General features: G+C 44.5%; 14 protein-coding genes. All 14 read left to right on the top strand.

Features of this window, described 5'->3' with window-relative positions:
• Positions 1-34: 34 nt before the first annotated feature.
• Positions 35-1,279, top strand: a complete 1,245-nt coding sequence (locus WMO37_RS10150; protein WP_436970287.1) for a CCA tRNA nucleotidyltransferase — start codon at positions 35-37, stop codon at positions 1,277-1,279.
• A 321-nt stretch (positions 1,280-1,600) separates the two neighbouring features.
• A complete protein-coding gene (locus tag WMO37_RS10145) occupies positions 1,601-2,638 on the top strand; it encodes a YutH/CotS family kinase-like spore coat protein (RefSeq protein ID WP_022433149.1) in 1,038 nt (345 codons plus the stop codon).
• Between the two features lie 95 nt (positions 2,639-2,733).
• The gene (locus tag WMO37_RS10140; protein WP_349154942.1) at positions 2,734-4,074 is read left to right on the top strand and encodes a PEGA domain-containing protein; all 1,341 of its coding nucleotides are present in this window, start codon (positions 2,734-2,736) and stop codon (positions 4,072-4,074) included.
• 112 nt (positions 4,075-4,186) lie between these two features.
• Entirely contained in the window at positions 4,187-5,392 is a 1,206-nt protein-coding gene (locus WMO37_RS10135; RefSeq protein ID WP_349154941.1) for a DegT/DnrJ/EryC1/StrS family aminotransferase, read from the top strand.
• Between the two features lie 54 nt (positions 5,393-5,446).
• Positions 5,447-6,133 (top strand): sugar transferase, encoded by a 687-nt coding sequence (locus WMO37_RS10130; RefSeq protein WP_022433146.1) that lies wholly within the window; start codon positions 5,447-5,449, stop codon positions 6,131-6,133.
• A gap of 54 nt (positions 6,134-6,187) precedes the next feature.
• Positions 6,188-7,276: a glycosyltransferase gene (locus tag WMO37_RS10125; protein ID WP_349154940.1), complete on the top strand. Its 1,089-nt coding sequence runs from the start codon at positions 6,188-6,190 to the stop codon at positions 7,274-7,276.
• Positions 7,263-9,125, top strand: a complete 1,863-nt coding sequence (locus WMO37_RS10120) for a polysaccharide biosynthesis protein (protein WP_349154939.1) — start codon at positions 7,263-7,265, stop codon at positions 9,123-9,125. The genes WMO37_RS10125 and WMO37_RS10120 overlap by 14 nt, the downstream gene beginning before the upstream one ends.
• A 20-nt stretch (positions 9,126-9,145) precedes the next feature.
• The gene (locus WMO37_RS10115) at positions 9,146-10,213 is read left to right on the top strand and encodes a glycosyltransferase family 4 protein (RefSeq protein ID WP_349154938.1); all 1,068 of its coding nucleotides are present in this window, start codon (positions 9,146-9,148) and stop codon (positions 10,211-10,213) included.
• 121 nt (positions 10,214-10,334) lie between these two features.
• The gene (locus tag WMO37_RS10110) at positions 10,335-11,429 is read left to right on the top strand and encodes a glycosyltransferase family 4 protein (protein WP_022433142.1); all 1,095 of its coding nucleotides are present in this window, start codon (positions 10,335-10,337) and stop codon (positions 11,427-11,429) included.
• Between the two features lie 7 nt (positions 11,430-11,436).
• Positions 11,437-12,711 carry a glycosyltransferase family 4 protein gene (locus WMO37_RS10105; protein WP_349154937.1) on the top strand — a complete coding sequence of 425 codons (1,275 nt, stop codon included), beginning with the start codon at positions 11,437-11,439 and terminating at the stop codon, positions 12,709-12,711.
• Positions 12,708-13,484 (top strand): ABC transporter permease, encoded by a 777-nt coding sequence (locus tag WMO37_RS10100; RefSeq protein WP_022433140.1) that lies wholly within the window; start codon positions 12,708-12,710, stop codon positions 13,482-13,484. The genes WMO37_RS10105 and WMO37_RS10100 overlap by 4 nt, the downstream gene beginning before the upstream one ends.
• A gap of 22 nt (positions 13,485-13,506) precedes the next feature.
• Positions 13,507-14,769 carry an ABC transporter ATP-binding protein gene (locus WMO37_RS10095; protein ID WP_022433139.1) on the top strand — a complete coding sequence of 421 codons (1,263 nt, stop codon included), beginning with the start codon at positions 13,507-13,509 and terminating at the stop codon, positions 14,767-14,769.
• Between the two features lie 17 nt (positions 14,770-14,786).
• Positions 14,787-15,248: a hypothetical protein gene (locus WMO37_RS10090; protein WP_349154936.1), complete on the top strand. Its 462-nt coding sequence runs from the start codon at positions 14,787-14,789 to the stop codon at positions 15,246-15,248.
• A gap of 32 nt (positions 15,249-15,280) precedes the next feature.
• The gene (locus WMO37_RS10085; RefSeq protein WP_349154935.1) at positions 15,281-16,363 is read left to right on the top strand and encodes a glycosyltransferase; all 1,083 of its coding nucleotides are present in this window, start codon (positions 15,281-15,283) and stop codon (positions 16,361-16,363) included.

Raw genomic sequence — 16,363 nt, 5'->3', positions numbered from 1 at the left:
GGGAGCAGGAATGGAACAACAGGAAAAAAATGAAATCAGGCTGGAACTGCCGGAAAAAGTGCGGCAGATAATAGAACAGATTCAGAAACACGGATTTGAGGCATATGCGGTTGGCGGCTGTGTAAGGGACAGTCTGCTTGGCAGAACGCCGGATGACTGGGACATTACCACATCGGCAAAGCCGCAGGAAGTCAAGGCAATTTTTCCAAGGACGATAGATACGGGTATTGAACACGGCACGGTAACGGTCATGATGGGAAAAGAGGGATTTGAAGTGACAACCTACCGGATTGACGGCGCTTATTTAGATGGCAGACACCCGGAATCCGTGGAATTTTCTTCAAATCTGGTTGAAGATTTAAAGCGCAGGGATTTTACGATTAATGCCATGGCATATAATGAACAGCAGGGGCTGGTAGATGTATTTGAAGGCATAGAGGATATGCAGAGGAAAGTTATCCGTTGTGTCGGCAATCCCAAAGAGCGTTTTGGCGAAGATGCACTGCGCATGATGCGCGCAATCCGTTTTTCGGCACAGCTTGGTTTTGAAATTGAAGAAGAAACATACCGTGCTGTAGAAGAACTGGCACCGACACTTGAAAAAGTCAGCATGGAGCGGATACAGGTGGAACTGGTAAAGACTCTTTTGTCCGCACACCCGGATTACGTGCGGTTTTATCAGGAAACAGGACTGTTTTGTGATGTATTGCCGCAGGCGGATGTTATTTTGTCCGGAAAATTTAAAAATCCGACGTTAAAGCTTCTTACACATGCTAAAAATACGTCGGTACTGCGCTATGCGGCGCTGTTTTACCATGCCGGACCGGATACGGCAAAAGAGGCGTTAAAGCGGCTGAAACTGGATAATTACACGGTCAATACGGTATCAAAGCTTCTGTTGTATACACAGAAGTCTATAGAGGAAAATGAACCGGCGGTGCGTGAGGCAACTTATACATATGGAAAAGAGATGATGCCGCTCATTTTTGCACATCAACATGCGCTGTTAGACACGACAGAGGAGCTGGTCGGCATTGGCATGACGACAAAGCGCAGGCATCTGGAAACCGTAGAGCGGATGTATGAAGACATTATAAAGCGCGGCGACTGCATTTCTATCAAAGACCTGGATATTACGGGAAATGACCTTATGGAATACGGACTTACCGGAACGCAGATTGGAAAGACGTTAAAAGACCTGCTCCATATTGTGCTTGAAAATCCAAAGCTCAATGAGAAGGAAACGCTGGTTGCCATGATAGAACATTTAGACCTCTAAAAATGTGTTCATTTTTTACCATTACCCCTCATATGATAAGTTGGGAAGTGCGAAAATCCATAAATCAAAGATTTTCGCACGACACTTTGTGCCGCAGGCGCCGCAAAGTGTTATTATCGCAGAGCCAAATAAGATATGGCTCGCGGTTCCTCCGGCATTAAAATGCCTACGGAGTTTGAAGAAGCCTTAAATCAGAGCTTCTTCAAACGGCTATTTGTTTCTGAGCGAAAACAAATAGCCATGATTGCAGATGAGAAATCGCCTGCGCGAATTTCTCATCGCATCTTCGCGACAAGGTCGCTCAGGAATGTGGGGAATGGTATGAATGAGAAATCGCTAGAGGTGTTGAAACAGTATGATTTTGAAGTGAACCGCGTACTGCGGGGACGCGGCGGTATGATTTTAAATACGGACCGCGGTGTGAAATTATTTCTGGAATGTGTAAAAAGTGATAAATATTATGAGCGTGAAAACGACATTACAAGACGTGTTGCGGACAGCGGATTTTTGTGGGTGGATACCTATGTGCAAAACAGCAGTGGGGAGATTCTGACACCGGATGAAGACGGCAGACGGTTTTATGTCAAAGACTGGTATGAAGGAAAAGAGTGTAATGTGCGGGATTTAAAGGATTTGTGCAGGGCGGTGCAGACATTGGCACAGCTGCACCTTGTGCTTTTAGAGGTTGCAGGAGAGTTTTCCGGTACCACAGAAGAACAAAATGAAAAGGATGTGAAAGCCAAAGCTTTGTCAGGCATTGAAGCGGGAGGAGAAACCCAGCTGCGCCTGATGTATACACGCCATATGAAAGAGCTGAAACTCACGGGAAATTACCTGAAAAATAAAAAAAAGAAGTCCGAATTTGAGCAGCTTGCATATAAGAATATAGGAAGCTTTTTTTCGGAGGCGGAAAAAGCAGTACAGCTGCTTGCAGGACCACAATTTCAGGAGCGTCTTTCTTATGCGAAAAAAACAGGTGAGCTATGTCATGGCAGCTATAATTATCACAATATTATATTTTCTAACGGAAATACTGCGGTTACTAATTTTGATAAGTATAAAAATGAATGTCAGATTAGTGATTTGTATCAGTTCATGCGTAAAATTCTTGAAAAATACGACTGGGATATCCAGACAGCCTATAAGATGATGGAAGAATACGACAAAATCAAGCCGGTCAGCGATACTGAGCGGGCGCTGCTTGCGGCACTGTTTGCATTTCCAGAAAAATTCTGGAAAGTCATGAATTACTATTTTAATTCCAATAAGGCATGGATTCCGCCAAAAACGAAAGAAAAACTGGAAAAAGTCGTGCAGCAGAATGAAAAAAGACAAAAATTTTTAGAAACGCTTTTGTAAAAATATGAAAAAATGATGGCAATAATTGCATATACCGTCCGCTTGTGATAGAATTGCCCATGACAGTCGAAAAGAATATTGGGGTACAGATATTTATGAATAATAAAAAAACGATAAAAAAAATATTTGCGGTTTTCCTGCTTCCGGCGCTTTTATTGTCCGGCTGCGGAAAGCAGAGCAGCAATAAGACACTGATTCCGGGCAGTTCTATTCTGCCGGCACCGACAAAGGCAGTGACGGAAATGGAAACAAAGAAAGCCAATCAGATTGATTTAACAGGAGTGCTTACGTACGTCAATACAGACGATCTGATTATGCACTTTGTGGATATAGACACAGGAACAGAATATGAAGTAGCGTATACGGGTGGTACGGATATTCAGGACAAATACGGAAAAATTATTGCGGCAACAGGGACGCAGCTGGGTCAGATTTATGATGTGACCTGCAATAAGAGCGGAAAAGCGACTGAGATTCACGGCTCATCAGATGCATGGGAAAAGAACAGCCTGACCGGTGTTGAGTTTGATGAAAGTGCAAGGAGAGTGAAGCAGGCAGGCAGCTCTTATGTTTACGCTTCCTATGCGGCAGTGCTGTCAAATGCCAATAAGATTAATATTGCACAGATTGTTGCACAGGACGAAGTGACACTGCGCGGTGTGGGAGATACCGTTTATTCAATTACAGTTGATAAGGGGCACGGATACATTACCTTTCAGGGTGTAGATGCATTTATCGGCGGCTATGCAAGTATCGGAACAAAGCAGTTATTTGAAGTGACAAGCGGAATGCTTACAACAACACAGGAAGGAACTTATACAGTTGAGCTGCAAAAGGGAAGCCTGACGGGAACAAAGACCGTGACAGTGGCAAGAGATGCTTCCGTGACAGTGGATTTTAGTGAATTTACAACAAAAGCGACCCAGCGGGGGGCTGTGAACTTCTCGATTACACCGGCAAATGCGGTGATGACGATTGACGGCGTAGAAACGGATTATTCACAGCCTGTTTCCTTAGCCTACGGAAAACACCGCGTGGTATTGTCCGCAAACGGCTACGAGCAGTATGTTGAAACGGTTGCAGTCAGCCAGGCGTATCAGACGGTTGTGATTGACATGACGGCATCATCAGCAACGACGACAGCCGCAAGTTCAACCAAGACGGCGACAACGGCAGCGAATAAAGCAACGACAGCAGCGGATTTAACTTCGGGCTATACCGTAAATATTACGGCGCCGGAAGGGGCGGCACTGTATGTAGACAGTGTTTACATCGGACTTGTGCCATGCTCATTCCATAAATCCTATGGAAGTAAGACGATTACGTTATCCAAGAGCGGATATAAGACGGTCAGCTATACGGTTGCCATTGCCAATGCAGCAGGAAACTTAACGTATGCGTTCCCGGATATGGAGGAAGGCAGTGACGCGCAGTAGCCGCCGTTCTGCATAGAAGAATACAGGATAAATTAATGAATAAACCGGTTTTGTACGGATAAGCTAGTATAAAACGGATACCACGCCGTCAGACGGCAGATTGTGAGGAACTATGACGAAGAAATTAAACATACCGTTTTCACCTCCGGATATTACAGAAGAAGAAATTCAGGCAGTGGCAGAAGTGATGCGGTCAGGATGGATTACAACAGGACCAAAGACAAAACAGTTCGAAAAAGAGATTGCGGCATACTGCCATACACAAAAGGCAGTGTGCATGAATTCGGCAACCGCCTGTCTTGAAATGACACTGCGGCTGTTTGGAATCGGAGAGGGCGATGAAGTCATTGTTCCGGCATATACTTATACAGCATCAGCAAGCGTTGTCTGCCATGTGGGGGCAACGCTTAAGCTGGTTGACTGCGCGCCGGGCAGTTTCCATTTGGATTATGATGCGTTAGAACAGGCAGTGACGGAAAAGACAAAAGCCATTATTCCGGTAGATATTGCGGGTGTTATGGTGGATTATGACAGAATCCGCGCGCTTGCAGAGCGTAAAAAAGCACTGTTTCACCCGGCATCGCCGTTACAGGAAGCACTGGGACGCATTTTGATTCTGGCAGATTCGGCACATGGCTTCGGTGCGAAAAGAAACGGAAAAATGAGCGGCGAGTGTGCGGATTTTACAAGCTTTTCATTTCATGCCGTAAAGAACTTAACGACCGCAGAGGGCGGCGGGCTTGTATGGCGCGATATTCCGGGCGTGGATAACGAAGAGCTGTATCACAAATTGATGCTGTTAAGCCTGCACGGACAGTCCAAGGATGCACTGGCAAAGACAAAGCTTGGTGCATGGGAATATGATATTATAGGAACATATTATAAATGTAACATGACGGATATTATGGCGGCTGTCGGACTGGTGCAGTTTGCGCGCTATCCGAAGCTTCTTGCAAGAAGGAAAGAGATTATAGAGCGGTATAATAAAGGGCTTGCAAAGCTTCCGGTAGAGGCACTTACCCATTTTGACGATACGGTAACTTCAAGCGGACATCTCTATCTTGTGCGCCTTACAGGAAAAGGTGAAGAATACCGCAACGATATGATTACCAGGATGGCGGAAAACGGTGTGGCATGCAATGTCCACTTCAAGCCGCTGCCAATGCATACGGCATATAAAAATCTGGGATTTCATATCGAAGATTTTCCGAATGCCTATGAAATGTATCACAACGAGATTACACTGCCGCTGCATACCTGCCTGACGGATGAACAGGCAGATTATGTGATTGACACATTTTGCAGCCTTGTAAAATAATAAATGGTGGCAGCAGCCGTTCACAGTAAATGGCGCCCGGAATAGGAACAGATTATGGAATTAAGAGAGTGGACAAACCTTCCCGATAAAATGCGGACAAAAGAGGTCCGGAAATATTACAACATCCTGGTAAAACGCAGCGCGTGGTTTAGGGCAAAACGAATACTTGATGTGATTGTGGCTTCCATTATGTTTGCCGTACTTGCACTGCCGATGCTTATTGTCGCGGTATTGATAAAGCTGGATTCTCCGGGACCTGTATTTTTCAGGCAGGAGCGTGTAACCCAGTACGGAAGGATTTTTAGGATATATAAATTCCGTACCATGGTCAACAATGCAAGCCGCATGGGTACGCAGGTGACAGTCAGCAATGATGCGCGTATTACGCGTGTCGGAAGGTGGCTTCGTAAATTAAGAATTGATGAATTTCCGCAGCTGTTTAACATTTTAGCGGGTGATATGACACTGGTCGGCACAAGACCGGAGGTTTTAAAATACGTGGATGCCTATACGCCGGAGATGTATGCGACACTTCTGCTTCCTGCGGGACTGACTTCAAGGACAAGCATTGCGTATAAAGATGAGGAAAGGCTTCTTTCAAATGCAGAAGACGCAGATAAGGTTTATATAGAAGAAGTGCTTCCGGCAAAAATGAGATATAATCTGGAAAGCCTGAAAAAATTCGGACTGAAATCGGATATGAGTGTACTATGGAACACCTTTGTATCGGTGATTCATTAAGGAAAAGCAAATATCGGATTTTTGCAGCCGAAGTTGTTTAGAATGAGGAAAGTTATGTTTATTACGATATGTGTGATTGCGTATAATGAAGAACAGACACTGCCTGCGATTTTAAAGGATATTGCGGCGCAGGATTATGCACATGGCAGCATGGAAGTGGTGCTGGTCGATTCTGCATCGACAGACCACACGAAGAAAATCATGCAGGAATTCGCAGCACAGAATACAACACAGCCCGATATGGGATTTGTAAGCGTAAGCGTGCTTGACAATCCAAAGCGGACACTGCCGTGCGGCTGGAATGTTGCCCTGAAAGCCTACCGCGGAGAAGCCATTTTAAAGGTTGATGCGCATGCATCCATTCCGAAAGACTTTGTTACGAAAAATGTGGCGGTGTTAGAGAGCGGGGAAGATGTGTGCGGCGGACAAAGACCGAACATTATCGAACAGCCGACACCGTTTCGCAATACATTGCTTCTGGCAGAAAGCTCCATGTTTGGTTCGAGTATTGCACCGTACCGCAACAATCCCGGCAAAAGCTATGTGAAATCCATGTTTCACGCAGCGTACCGCAGGAAGGTATTTGAAACCATCGGCGGATTTGATGAGCGGCTTGCAAGAACCGAAGACAATGAAATCCACTATCGTATGAGAAAGGCGGGCTTTAAGCTGTGCTTTGACCCGGAGATTATTTCCTATCAGCATATCCGTCCGGATTTAGGAAAAATGTTAAAGCAGAAATATGCCAACGGCTACTGGATCGGACTGACAACCGGTGTGTGCGCACCGTGCCTTTCCCTGTATCATTTTGTGCCGTTTGCCTTTGTGATGGCAATTATCCTGTCGGTACTTTTTTGTACAGGCTTTGCCATTGCAGGCAGCATAACGGCACTTAGCGGGGCGGCACTGGTGATTTTCAAAGTTATAGCGGGGCTTACGGGGCTGATGTGGGTGCTGTACGGACTGCTGGCGGTCATTATGGCGCTGGCGGCGGTGATTGGTGCACCGGAAATACGAAATAAAACCTGTCTGGCACTTCCGTTTCTATTTTTAATGCTGCATGTCAGTTATGGAACCGGAACGGTCATAGGATTGATAAAAATGCCTTTTTGGGCGAAAGGAATAAAAAATGGAAGAAACTAGAAAAGACAGGATACAGCTTCTCGTCAGAAGAATATGCCTGATTATTACGGATATCCTGTTAGTAAACGGATGTGTATTTTTATCGTTGCTGATGCGTTTTGAAATCAGCATTTCGGCAATCCCGGAGGAATATCTGCTCAAGTATCAGAAAAACATGATTCCTTTTACGATTGTTGCCATTATTATATTCTGGTGTTTCAGAATGTATCACAGTTTATGGCAGTATGCCAGCATTGCGGAACTTTATAAAATTGTGGAGGCCTGTATTGTAACGGAATTTGCCCATATCTGTGTAACGGCATACATGGGCTGGATGCTTCCGAGAAGCTGTTATTTTACATCCGGGGTATTTTTAATCGTTGCAATGAGTGCCAGCCGTTTTATGTACCGCATGATACGTACCGTCTTGCAGAATTACCGCCACACCGCAGAGCAGGTGCGGATTATGATTATCGGTGCGGGTGAGGCAACCAACGTATTAATGCGTGAAATCCAGAATTCGCGTTATATGGACAACTCCAAGGTGGTCTGTATTATTGATGACGATACACAGAAGGTCGGAAAATATATCCGCGGCGTCAAGGTTGTCGGCACAAGAAATAAAATTAAAGAAGTTGCAAAGGTCTATGACATTGATGAAATTATTTTTGCGATTCCGTCTGCATCCATGGAAGACAAGCGCAACATTTTAAATATCTGCAAAGAAACCGACTGTAATTTAAAGATTCTGCCGGGCGTTTACCAGATGGTAGATGGCGAAATTAACGTCAATTCTATCCGGAGCGTTGATGTTTTGGATCTGCTCGGCCGTGACCCGATTGAAGTCGATCTGGATTCCATTATGGGGTATGTTAAAGATAAGACAATCCTTGTCACCGGCGGCGGCGGGTCTATCGGTTCGGAGCTTTGCAGACAGCTTGTAAGCCACAAGCCGAAGTGCCTGATTATATTTGATATTTATGAAAATAATGCATATGAAATCCAGCAGGAATTAAAGATGACCTACCCGGATGCCAATGTGGTAACACTGATTGGTTCTATCCGGAATATTTCCCGTCTGGAAAGCGTTTTTGCACAGTACCGTCCGGAAATTGTATATCATGCAGCGGCACATAAGCATGTACCGCTGATGGAAGACAGCCCGAATGAAGCCGTTAAGAATAACGTTGTCGGCACATGGAATGTTGCGAAAATGGCGGACAAGTACGGTGTCGGCAAGTTTGTAATGATTTCTACGGATAAGGCGGTCAACCCGACCAATGTCATGGGGGCAACCAAGAGAATCTGTGAAATGATTATCCAGTCGTACAACGAGCGTTCACAGACGGATTTTGTAGCCGTGCGTTTCGGTAATGTACTCGGAAGCAACGGTTCGGTCATTCCGCTGTTTAAAAAGCAGATTGAAGCGGGCGGTCCGGTAACGGTCACAGACCCGAACATTATCCGTTATTTTATGACAATACCGGAGGCGGTTTCGCTTGTTTTACAGGCGGGTGCTTACGCAAAGGGCGGAGAGATTTTTATTCTGGATATGGGAGAGCCGGTCAAAATCGATGATCTGGCAAAGAACCTGATCCGATTATCCGGCTATACGTTAGGCGTCGACATGGAGATTAAGTATACGGGACTGCGTCCGGGTGAAAAGCTCTATGAAGAACTGCTGATGAAAGAAGAAGGTCTGCAGGATACCGCCAATAAGCTGATTCATATCGGCAAGCCGATTGAATTTGACAAAGAACATTTCTTTGAGCATCTGGAAGAATTAAAAGAAGAAGCTTATGCAGAAACGGGAGATATCCGCACACTGATACAAAAAGTGGCGCCGACCTATCACCCAAAAGAAAACTAGGAACAAGGAATTAAAAATTTATGGGACAGTATTATGCAATCAACGGCAGCTTTCTGCTGGAACCCGCACTGGGCGTACAGCGGTATGCGGCGGAGATTCTAAAGCAGATGAATAAAATGGCTCCGGCATATAAGGAGTGCCTGCGGCTGGTGCTGGTGCTGCCTGAAACACCGCGCATTGAGGAAATCCGCCGGGAATTTTCAAATATTGAAGTACGCTGTGCGGGAAAAAGCAGGCGTGTAAAAGTGTGGGAGCAGGTCTGTTTTGCACGTTTTTTAAAAAAAGAGAAGGCAAAGGGAATCTGCCTGTGCAATACCGTGCCGTTGTTTTCAAAGGGCGGGCTGGTCTGTGTCCACGATATTGTCTTTAAGACACACCCGGAATATTTTAAAGAGCCGGGTGCATGGCATGAAATTTTATACCGTAAATGGATGTATACACACGCATTTCATAAGGCAGATATCATTGTGACGGTCAGTGAGACGTCCAAAAAAGAAATTTTAGAGCAGTACAGGGTGCATGCAGGACAGATTTATGTGGCAGGGAACGGCTGGCAGCATATGGACCGTAAAGATACGGATGAAACCATTTTCCAGAAGTATCCTAAGCTTACGAAAGGGGCGTATTACTATTATCTGGCATCGCTTGCACCGAATAAAAATCTGTCATGGATTTTAAAAAATGCCGCAGGAAATCCGGATAAAATCTATGTGCTTTCGGGAAAACCGCTGGGCGATGATTCCGGGGTGGAAAAACTGGATAATGTCATCTGCACGGGCTATGTGTCCGACAGCGAAGCGCGGGCGCTGATGCAATACTGCCGGGCGTTTTTATTTCCTTCTACGTATGAAGGCTTTGGCATACCACCGATGGAAGCGTTGTGCATGGGGGCGCCGGTGGTGCTTGGCGATATTCCGGTGCTGCATGAGATTTACGGAAATGCGGCGTATTACGTGGACTGTGACAATGCGGACATCAGCATTGAACAGCTGTTAAAAGAAGGCGGCAGGGAAGCGCCGGAAACGGTATTATCCCGGTATTCGTGGGAAAAATCCGCACGGATTATGATGGAAGCTTTGACAAAATAGTGTAAAACGAGTATAGTGATACTGTTTGATAAAAAGTTACAGCTGGAGAATAAACACACCGAAAACGGTTATCATAAAAACAACGATAAAAAAGCCGCACAGACGGCAGAATGGATAGAATATGAAGATTGCAGTAGATGCCCGTACATTAGGCAGCAGACCTAGTGGTGTGGGGATGTATCTGAATGATTTCTTAAAGGTTCTGATGAAATACCGGGAATTTGAGTTTGTACTGCTTTCCGATGTGGCAGAAAGCGAGTACATCCGATATTTTATGGAAAAGGGAATTCCCGTAATTACACAGGGGAAAGCCGTATACCGCAGTGCGGGCGTGTATTCCTACTTTTCATTTATTCAGAAACAGTTAAATGAAATTCAGCCGGATTTATTCTGGGAGGTCAATACCATTATCCCAATCCGCTTAAAAGGAAATTTTAAAACCATGATTACAATTCATGATATGTTTCCGATTGAATATGTCGAATATTTTGGCATTGTTTACAGCCTGTATTTTAAACATAATCTTGCAAAGACATTAAGAAATACGGATATGATTCTGTACAATTCAATACAGACGAAAAAGACAACAGAAAAGCTTTTTCCGGCGGCACGAAAAATTGCAAACTGCAATGCCTACATCATTGCCAATCCGTTAAAGGACACATGGGAAACAACGGATAAAGGTTACTTTTTATATGTAGGCAATATGGAAAAGCGCAAAGGCGTGGATCTCTTATTAAAGGGCTACCGCAGATACCGGGAGCTTGGCGGCACAAAGGAGCTGATTCTTGCAGGGAAAATGCAGGAAGACGATATTGACAGTCTGTTAAAGCAAACCATGGCACAGACAAAGGGCATTACGTATCTGGATTATGTGACCCATGATAAAAAACATCAGCTGTTTGCAGACTGCTCCTGCTTTGTATTTCCGTCTAAGGCGGAGGGCTTTGGCATGCCGTTAATTGAAGTCATGAAGTTTGGAAAGCCGATGATTGTGGGCAATCTCGATATTTATGATGAAATTATCGGACAGCATGGAGACCGTTTTGATTTAAACGGCACCGAACAGCACCAGATTGACAATCTGGCAGAAAAAATGCTGCATTTTAACAGCAATGTCGATGAAGAAGCCTATAAAGAGATTATTGCAAAATATGCACCGGAGAAGCTTGGCAGAATCGTCCGGGATTTTATTTTAACGATACAGAAAGGTTGAACCGTTTATGAGTCTTTCAAAAGCAGCATTAAACATGGCGGAAGCCCTGCGTCCGGTGCTGGTAAAGCTGATACCGCAGAAAATGCTGAGTGCAGTTAAAGCAAAAGTCATCGAAAAAGGTGCAAAAGACCTTGAAAAAACAGAGATTACACCATTTGAGCCGCAGGCACACAAAAAGGGCATCAACCTGATTGGCAGCATCAAAAGCGATACGGGATTGGGACAGAGTATGCGCCTGGTCGCTGAAATTTTAGAAAACAGCACATGGGATTATACAGTGTATGATTATTTTGTGCCGCCGGGGGGCAGCAGAACCAACGAAGCTTTTGACGGTAAAATTACGCAGACCGGTCCGTATAATATCAATCTGATTCACGTTAATCCGAGTGAACTGCCGCTTGCCTTTATGGACGTGGGTAAGAATCAATGGGATACGCGCTACAATATCGGATACTGGCTGTGGGAATTAGAGGAGTTTCCAAAGGAGTGGCTTCCGGCATTTCATCTGCTTGATGAAGTGTGGACACCGTCCGAGTTTATTTCGCAAAACTTAAGAAAATATACAGATAAGCCGGTCTATACCCTGCCCTACAGTGTTACGGCACCGGCAGATGCGGCATATGACAGGGATTATTTTCATCTGCCAAAAGACCGCTTTTTATTTCTGATGATGTATGACAGCGGGAGCGGCATGGTGCGTAAAAATCCGCTGGGTGCGATTGAAGCATTTAAACAGGCATTTGACCGGGAAAATAAACAGGTCGGGCTGGTCATTAAAATGAACCGCTCGGAACAAAGCGAAAAAGATATTGAGAATATCCGCACAAAACTTGACGGATATGATAATATATATTTTATATGCGAAACACTGTCTAAAACGGCAGTCAACAGCCTGACGGCATGTGTGGATGTTTTTGTATCCTTACACCGGGCAGAGGGCTTCGGACTGGTCATGGCAGAGGCGATGCTGCTTGGCACGCCGGTCATTGCAACAAACTGGTCTGCCAATACGGAATTTATGAACCGGGAATCTGCCTGTATGGTGGATTACAAAAAAACGGCAATAGAACAGGATATCCCGCCGTTTAAAAAGGGGTATCACTGGGCGGAAGCCGATGTGGCACAGGCGGCGGCTTATATGAAGCGGCTTTGTGAAGATTCTGCATTTTATGAGCAGAAAAAAGCGGCGGCAGGGGCATATATCCGGGAAAAGACCAAAATGCAGCATTCTGTCAGTCTGTTAGAGGACAGACTGGGAAAAATATTGGAGGAAAGAAAGTGAAGCAGTTAAGAGAATTATATGAATACAGGGAAATGATTTTCAGTCTTGTCAAAAAAGATTTACGTGGCAGATATAAAGGCTCTGTATTGGGATTTTTGTGGACATTTATCAATCCGTTATTACAGCTTGTCGTGTTTACCCTTGTGTTTTCGGTTATCATGAAAGCAGGTTATGAACAGTATTATATGTTCTTATTTGTGGCACTTGTTCCATGGATGTTTTTTGCTTCCAGCGTACAGGACGGTTCAACGAGCATTTTAAGGGAAAAGGATATGGTCAAAAAAATCTATTTCCCGCGTGAGGTACTGCCGATTGCAACGGTAACGAGCGGCTTTGTCAATATGCTTTTAACCTTTATTGTTATTTTTGCGGCACTGCTTGTCAGCGGAAGAAAAGTGCAGTTTCTGGGACTTGCCTGCCTTCCGGTCGTTATGATTGTAGAATACATACTGTGTCTTGGCATTGCATTAATTGTTGCATCCCTGACCGTGTATCTGCGTGATTTACAGTATATTCTCGGTATTTTAGTGATGGCGTTACAGTATATGACACCGGTGATGTACGGAAGCGATATGGTTCCGGACTGGGCAATGCCGATTTTCAGACTCAATCCGATGACACCGGTGATAGAAATTTATCGTGATATTTTATACTACGGCAATGTGCCGCAGATGTCATCTTTACTGCTTGCACTATTTATCGGTATTGTATTTATTATTGTAGGCGAATTGTTATTTAAGAAGCTGCAAAAGGGCTTTGCAGAGAATTTCTAATAGAGAAAGGCTGTTTTTGGATATGAAAAATGAGGAAAATGCAATCGAGGTAAGGGACGTTACCAAGACCTTTAAAGTGTATTATGATAAAGGAACGGAATTAAAGGAAAAACTGTTGTTTTGGAAGCGCAACCGCTACGAAAACCGTGTGGTTTTAGACCATATCAGTTTTGAGGTCAAAAAAGGCGAAGCCATCGGACTTGTCGGTAAAAACGGTTGTGGAAAGAGTACAACCTTAAAAATGCTTACAAGGATTATCTATCCGAACTCCGGTGAAATCGAAATGTGCGGACGGGTATCAAGCTTAATCGAACTGGGTGCCGGTTTCCATCCGGATATGAGCGGCAGGGAAAACATTTACACCAATGCGGCAATTTTCGGACTGACAAAGAAAGAAATTGATGAGCGTCTAGAGGAAATCATCGCATTTTCTGAGCTGGAGGAATTTATCGATAATCCGGTAAGGACCTATTCCTCCGGGATGTATACACGACTGGCATTTTCTGTTGCGATTAATGTTGATGCGGATATTCTGCTGATTGATGAAATCCTTGCCGTAGGGGATGCCAATTTCCAGGCAAAGTGTTTTAATAAATTAAGAGAAATTAAGGCAAGCGGCACAACGATTGTGATTGTATCCCATTCTCTCGGACAGATTGAGCAGATTTGTGACCGTTCAATCTGGATATGCGAAGGTAAAATTGCAATGGAAGGAAAACCAAAGGAAGTCCATCTGGAATATCTGGATTATATGAATACCCAGAGAATCGACCAGCAGGAAAAAGAACGGTTACGCCTTCAGAAGCTGGAATTACAGAATATGCAGGCAGAAGAAGAAAAAAAACGCAAGGCAAAAATGAAGCGTTACGGTTCGGAAGATGCCAAGTTTACGCAGATTAAGATGTTAGATGCCGATGGAAAAGAGCAGACGACGTTTCGTACCGGTGAAAAAATGGTGCTGGATTTAAGCTATCATGTAGAAAAGAAAGTAACGGATGCCGTATTCGGCTACGGAATTTTCAGAAGTGACGGACTCTGGGTTTACGGAACCAATACCCGTATTGACCGCGTAGACAACTTTGATATTGATAAGGATGGCAGGTTTGTCATTACCATGCCGGAACTCAATCTCATTCCGGGACAGTACTGGCTGGATATTACGATTGAATACGGAGAAGGCAATCCGGTGGATTACTATAAAGAAGCCCTCAAATTTGAAGTGGTATCGAATATGACGGACGTGGGTGTCGCAAGAATCGCGCATTCATGGGAACTTGAGATTTAAGGATAGAGGAGAGAACAATGGAACAGGAACAGATTAATATTGAGGATATTATGCAGGAAATCCGTGCGGAAATCCGTGCAAAGGGATATGCAGACAATGAAATTCCGTTTAGCGATATTGCCTGTCTGGTAGGCGGTACGGAAGTGCCGTTTGACCTGAAGGATTACTTAGACGATATTTCTATGATGGATGAGAGCAGAACCGTGCTTGCATACCGTGACATTTCATCGACACGTAAAGGGGTAGGCAAACTCATTACCTTTGTCAAAAAGGTGATCCGTAAGATGGTATGCTTCTATGTAGAACCGCTTGTAGACGACCAGAACCGCTTTAATGAACTGACAACAAAGGTTGTGGCACAGACGGTCCGCAGATACAATGATGATGATGCGCGTATTGAGGAACTTGAGAAGAAGATTTATAAGTGCGAGCGCCGTATCCGTGAACTCGAAGAAGAATTAAAAAAGAATCAGGCGTAAATGCTTAAGAATGAGGATTAGGAGGATTTACCGTGAAAATCTATCAGCTCCTTCCGACGCTTGCATTTGGGGACGCAGTCAGCAATGATGCCCTTGCGTTGGAAAAAGTGATTCGGGAAATGGGATATAAAACCGAAATCTTTGCAGAAAGCATTGATGCGCGCCTGCCAAAGGGCAGTGCAAAGTTTGTGGAAAAGCTGCCGAGGCTGAATGAAAAGGATATCATTTTATATCACTTATCTACCGGAACAAAGTTAAATTACCGGCTGGCACAGATGCACTGCAGAAAAGTTATGGTGTATCACAATATTACGCCGCCGCAGTTTTTTGAAGAATACAGTGTCAAGGCGGCGCAGCTGTGCCAGAACGGATTAGAAGGTGCCTCTTATCTTGCCGATAAGGTGGATTACTGCCTTGCCGTGTCAGAATACAACAAACAGGATTTAATCCGTATGGGATACACCTGTCCGATTGATGTCCTGCCAATCCTGATACCGTTTGATGATTACGCAAAGACACCGTCACAACAGGTTATTGACCGCTACAGTGACGGTTATACCAATCTTATTTTTACGGGAAGAATTGCACCGAATAAACGTCAGGAGGATGTCATCCGTGCATTTTACGACTATAAAAAGTTTTATAACCCGAAATCCCGCCTGATACTGGTGGGCGGACATAACGGCATGGAGCGGTATTACCACCGCTTAAAAAGTTACATTAATGCACTGGAACTGGAAGATGTGGTATTTCCGGGACATATTAAATTTGATGAAATTCTCGCATATTATAAAATTGCAGACGTCTTTTTATGCCAGAGCGAGCATGAGGGCTTCTGCGTGCCGCTTGTAGAAGCGATGTATTTTGATGTGCCGGTTGTGGCATACGATTCCTCGGCGATTGCAGGTACGCTCGGCGGGGGCGGATTTTTATTAAAGGATAAAAATCCGGTAGAAACGGCAGGTGTGATTAACCGTGTTGTGACCGATGAAGCACTGCGGACACAGATCATCAAAAATCAGCAGGCAAGACTTGCCGATTTTGACCACAAGGTAATTGAGGCGCAGTTTAAGACGTATCTGGATACGTTTATAAACGGCGGACGGAAAGGATAA

Source organism: Lachnospira intestinalis (genome assembly GCF_040095895.1).
Taxonomy (GTDB): Bacteria; Bacillota; Clostridia; order Lachnospirales; family Lachnospiraceae; genus Lachnospira; species Lachnospira intestinalis.
This window is presented reverse-complemented; position numbering and strand designations above follow the sequence as displayed.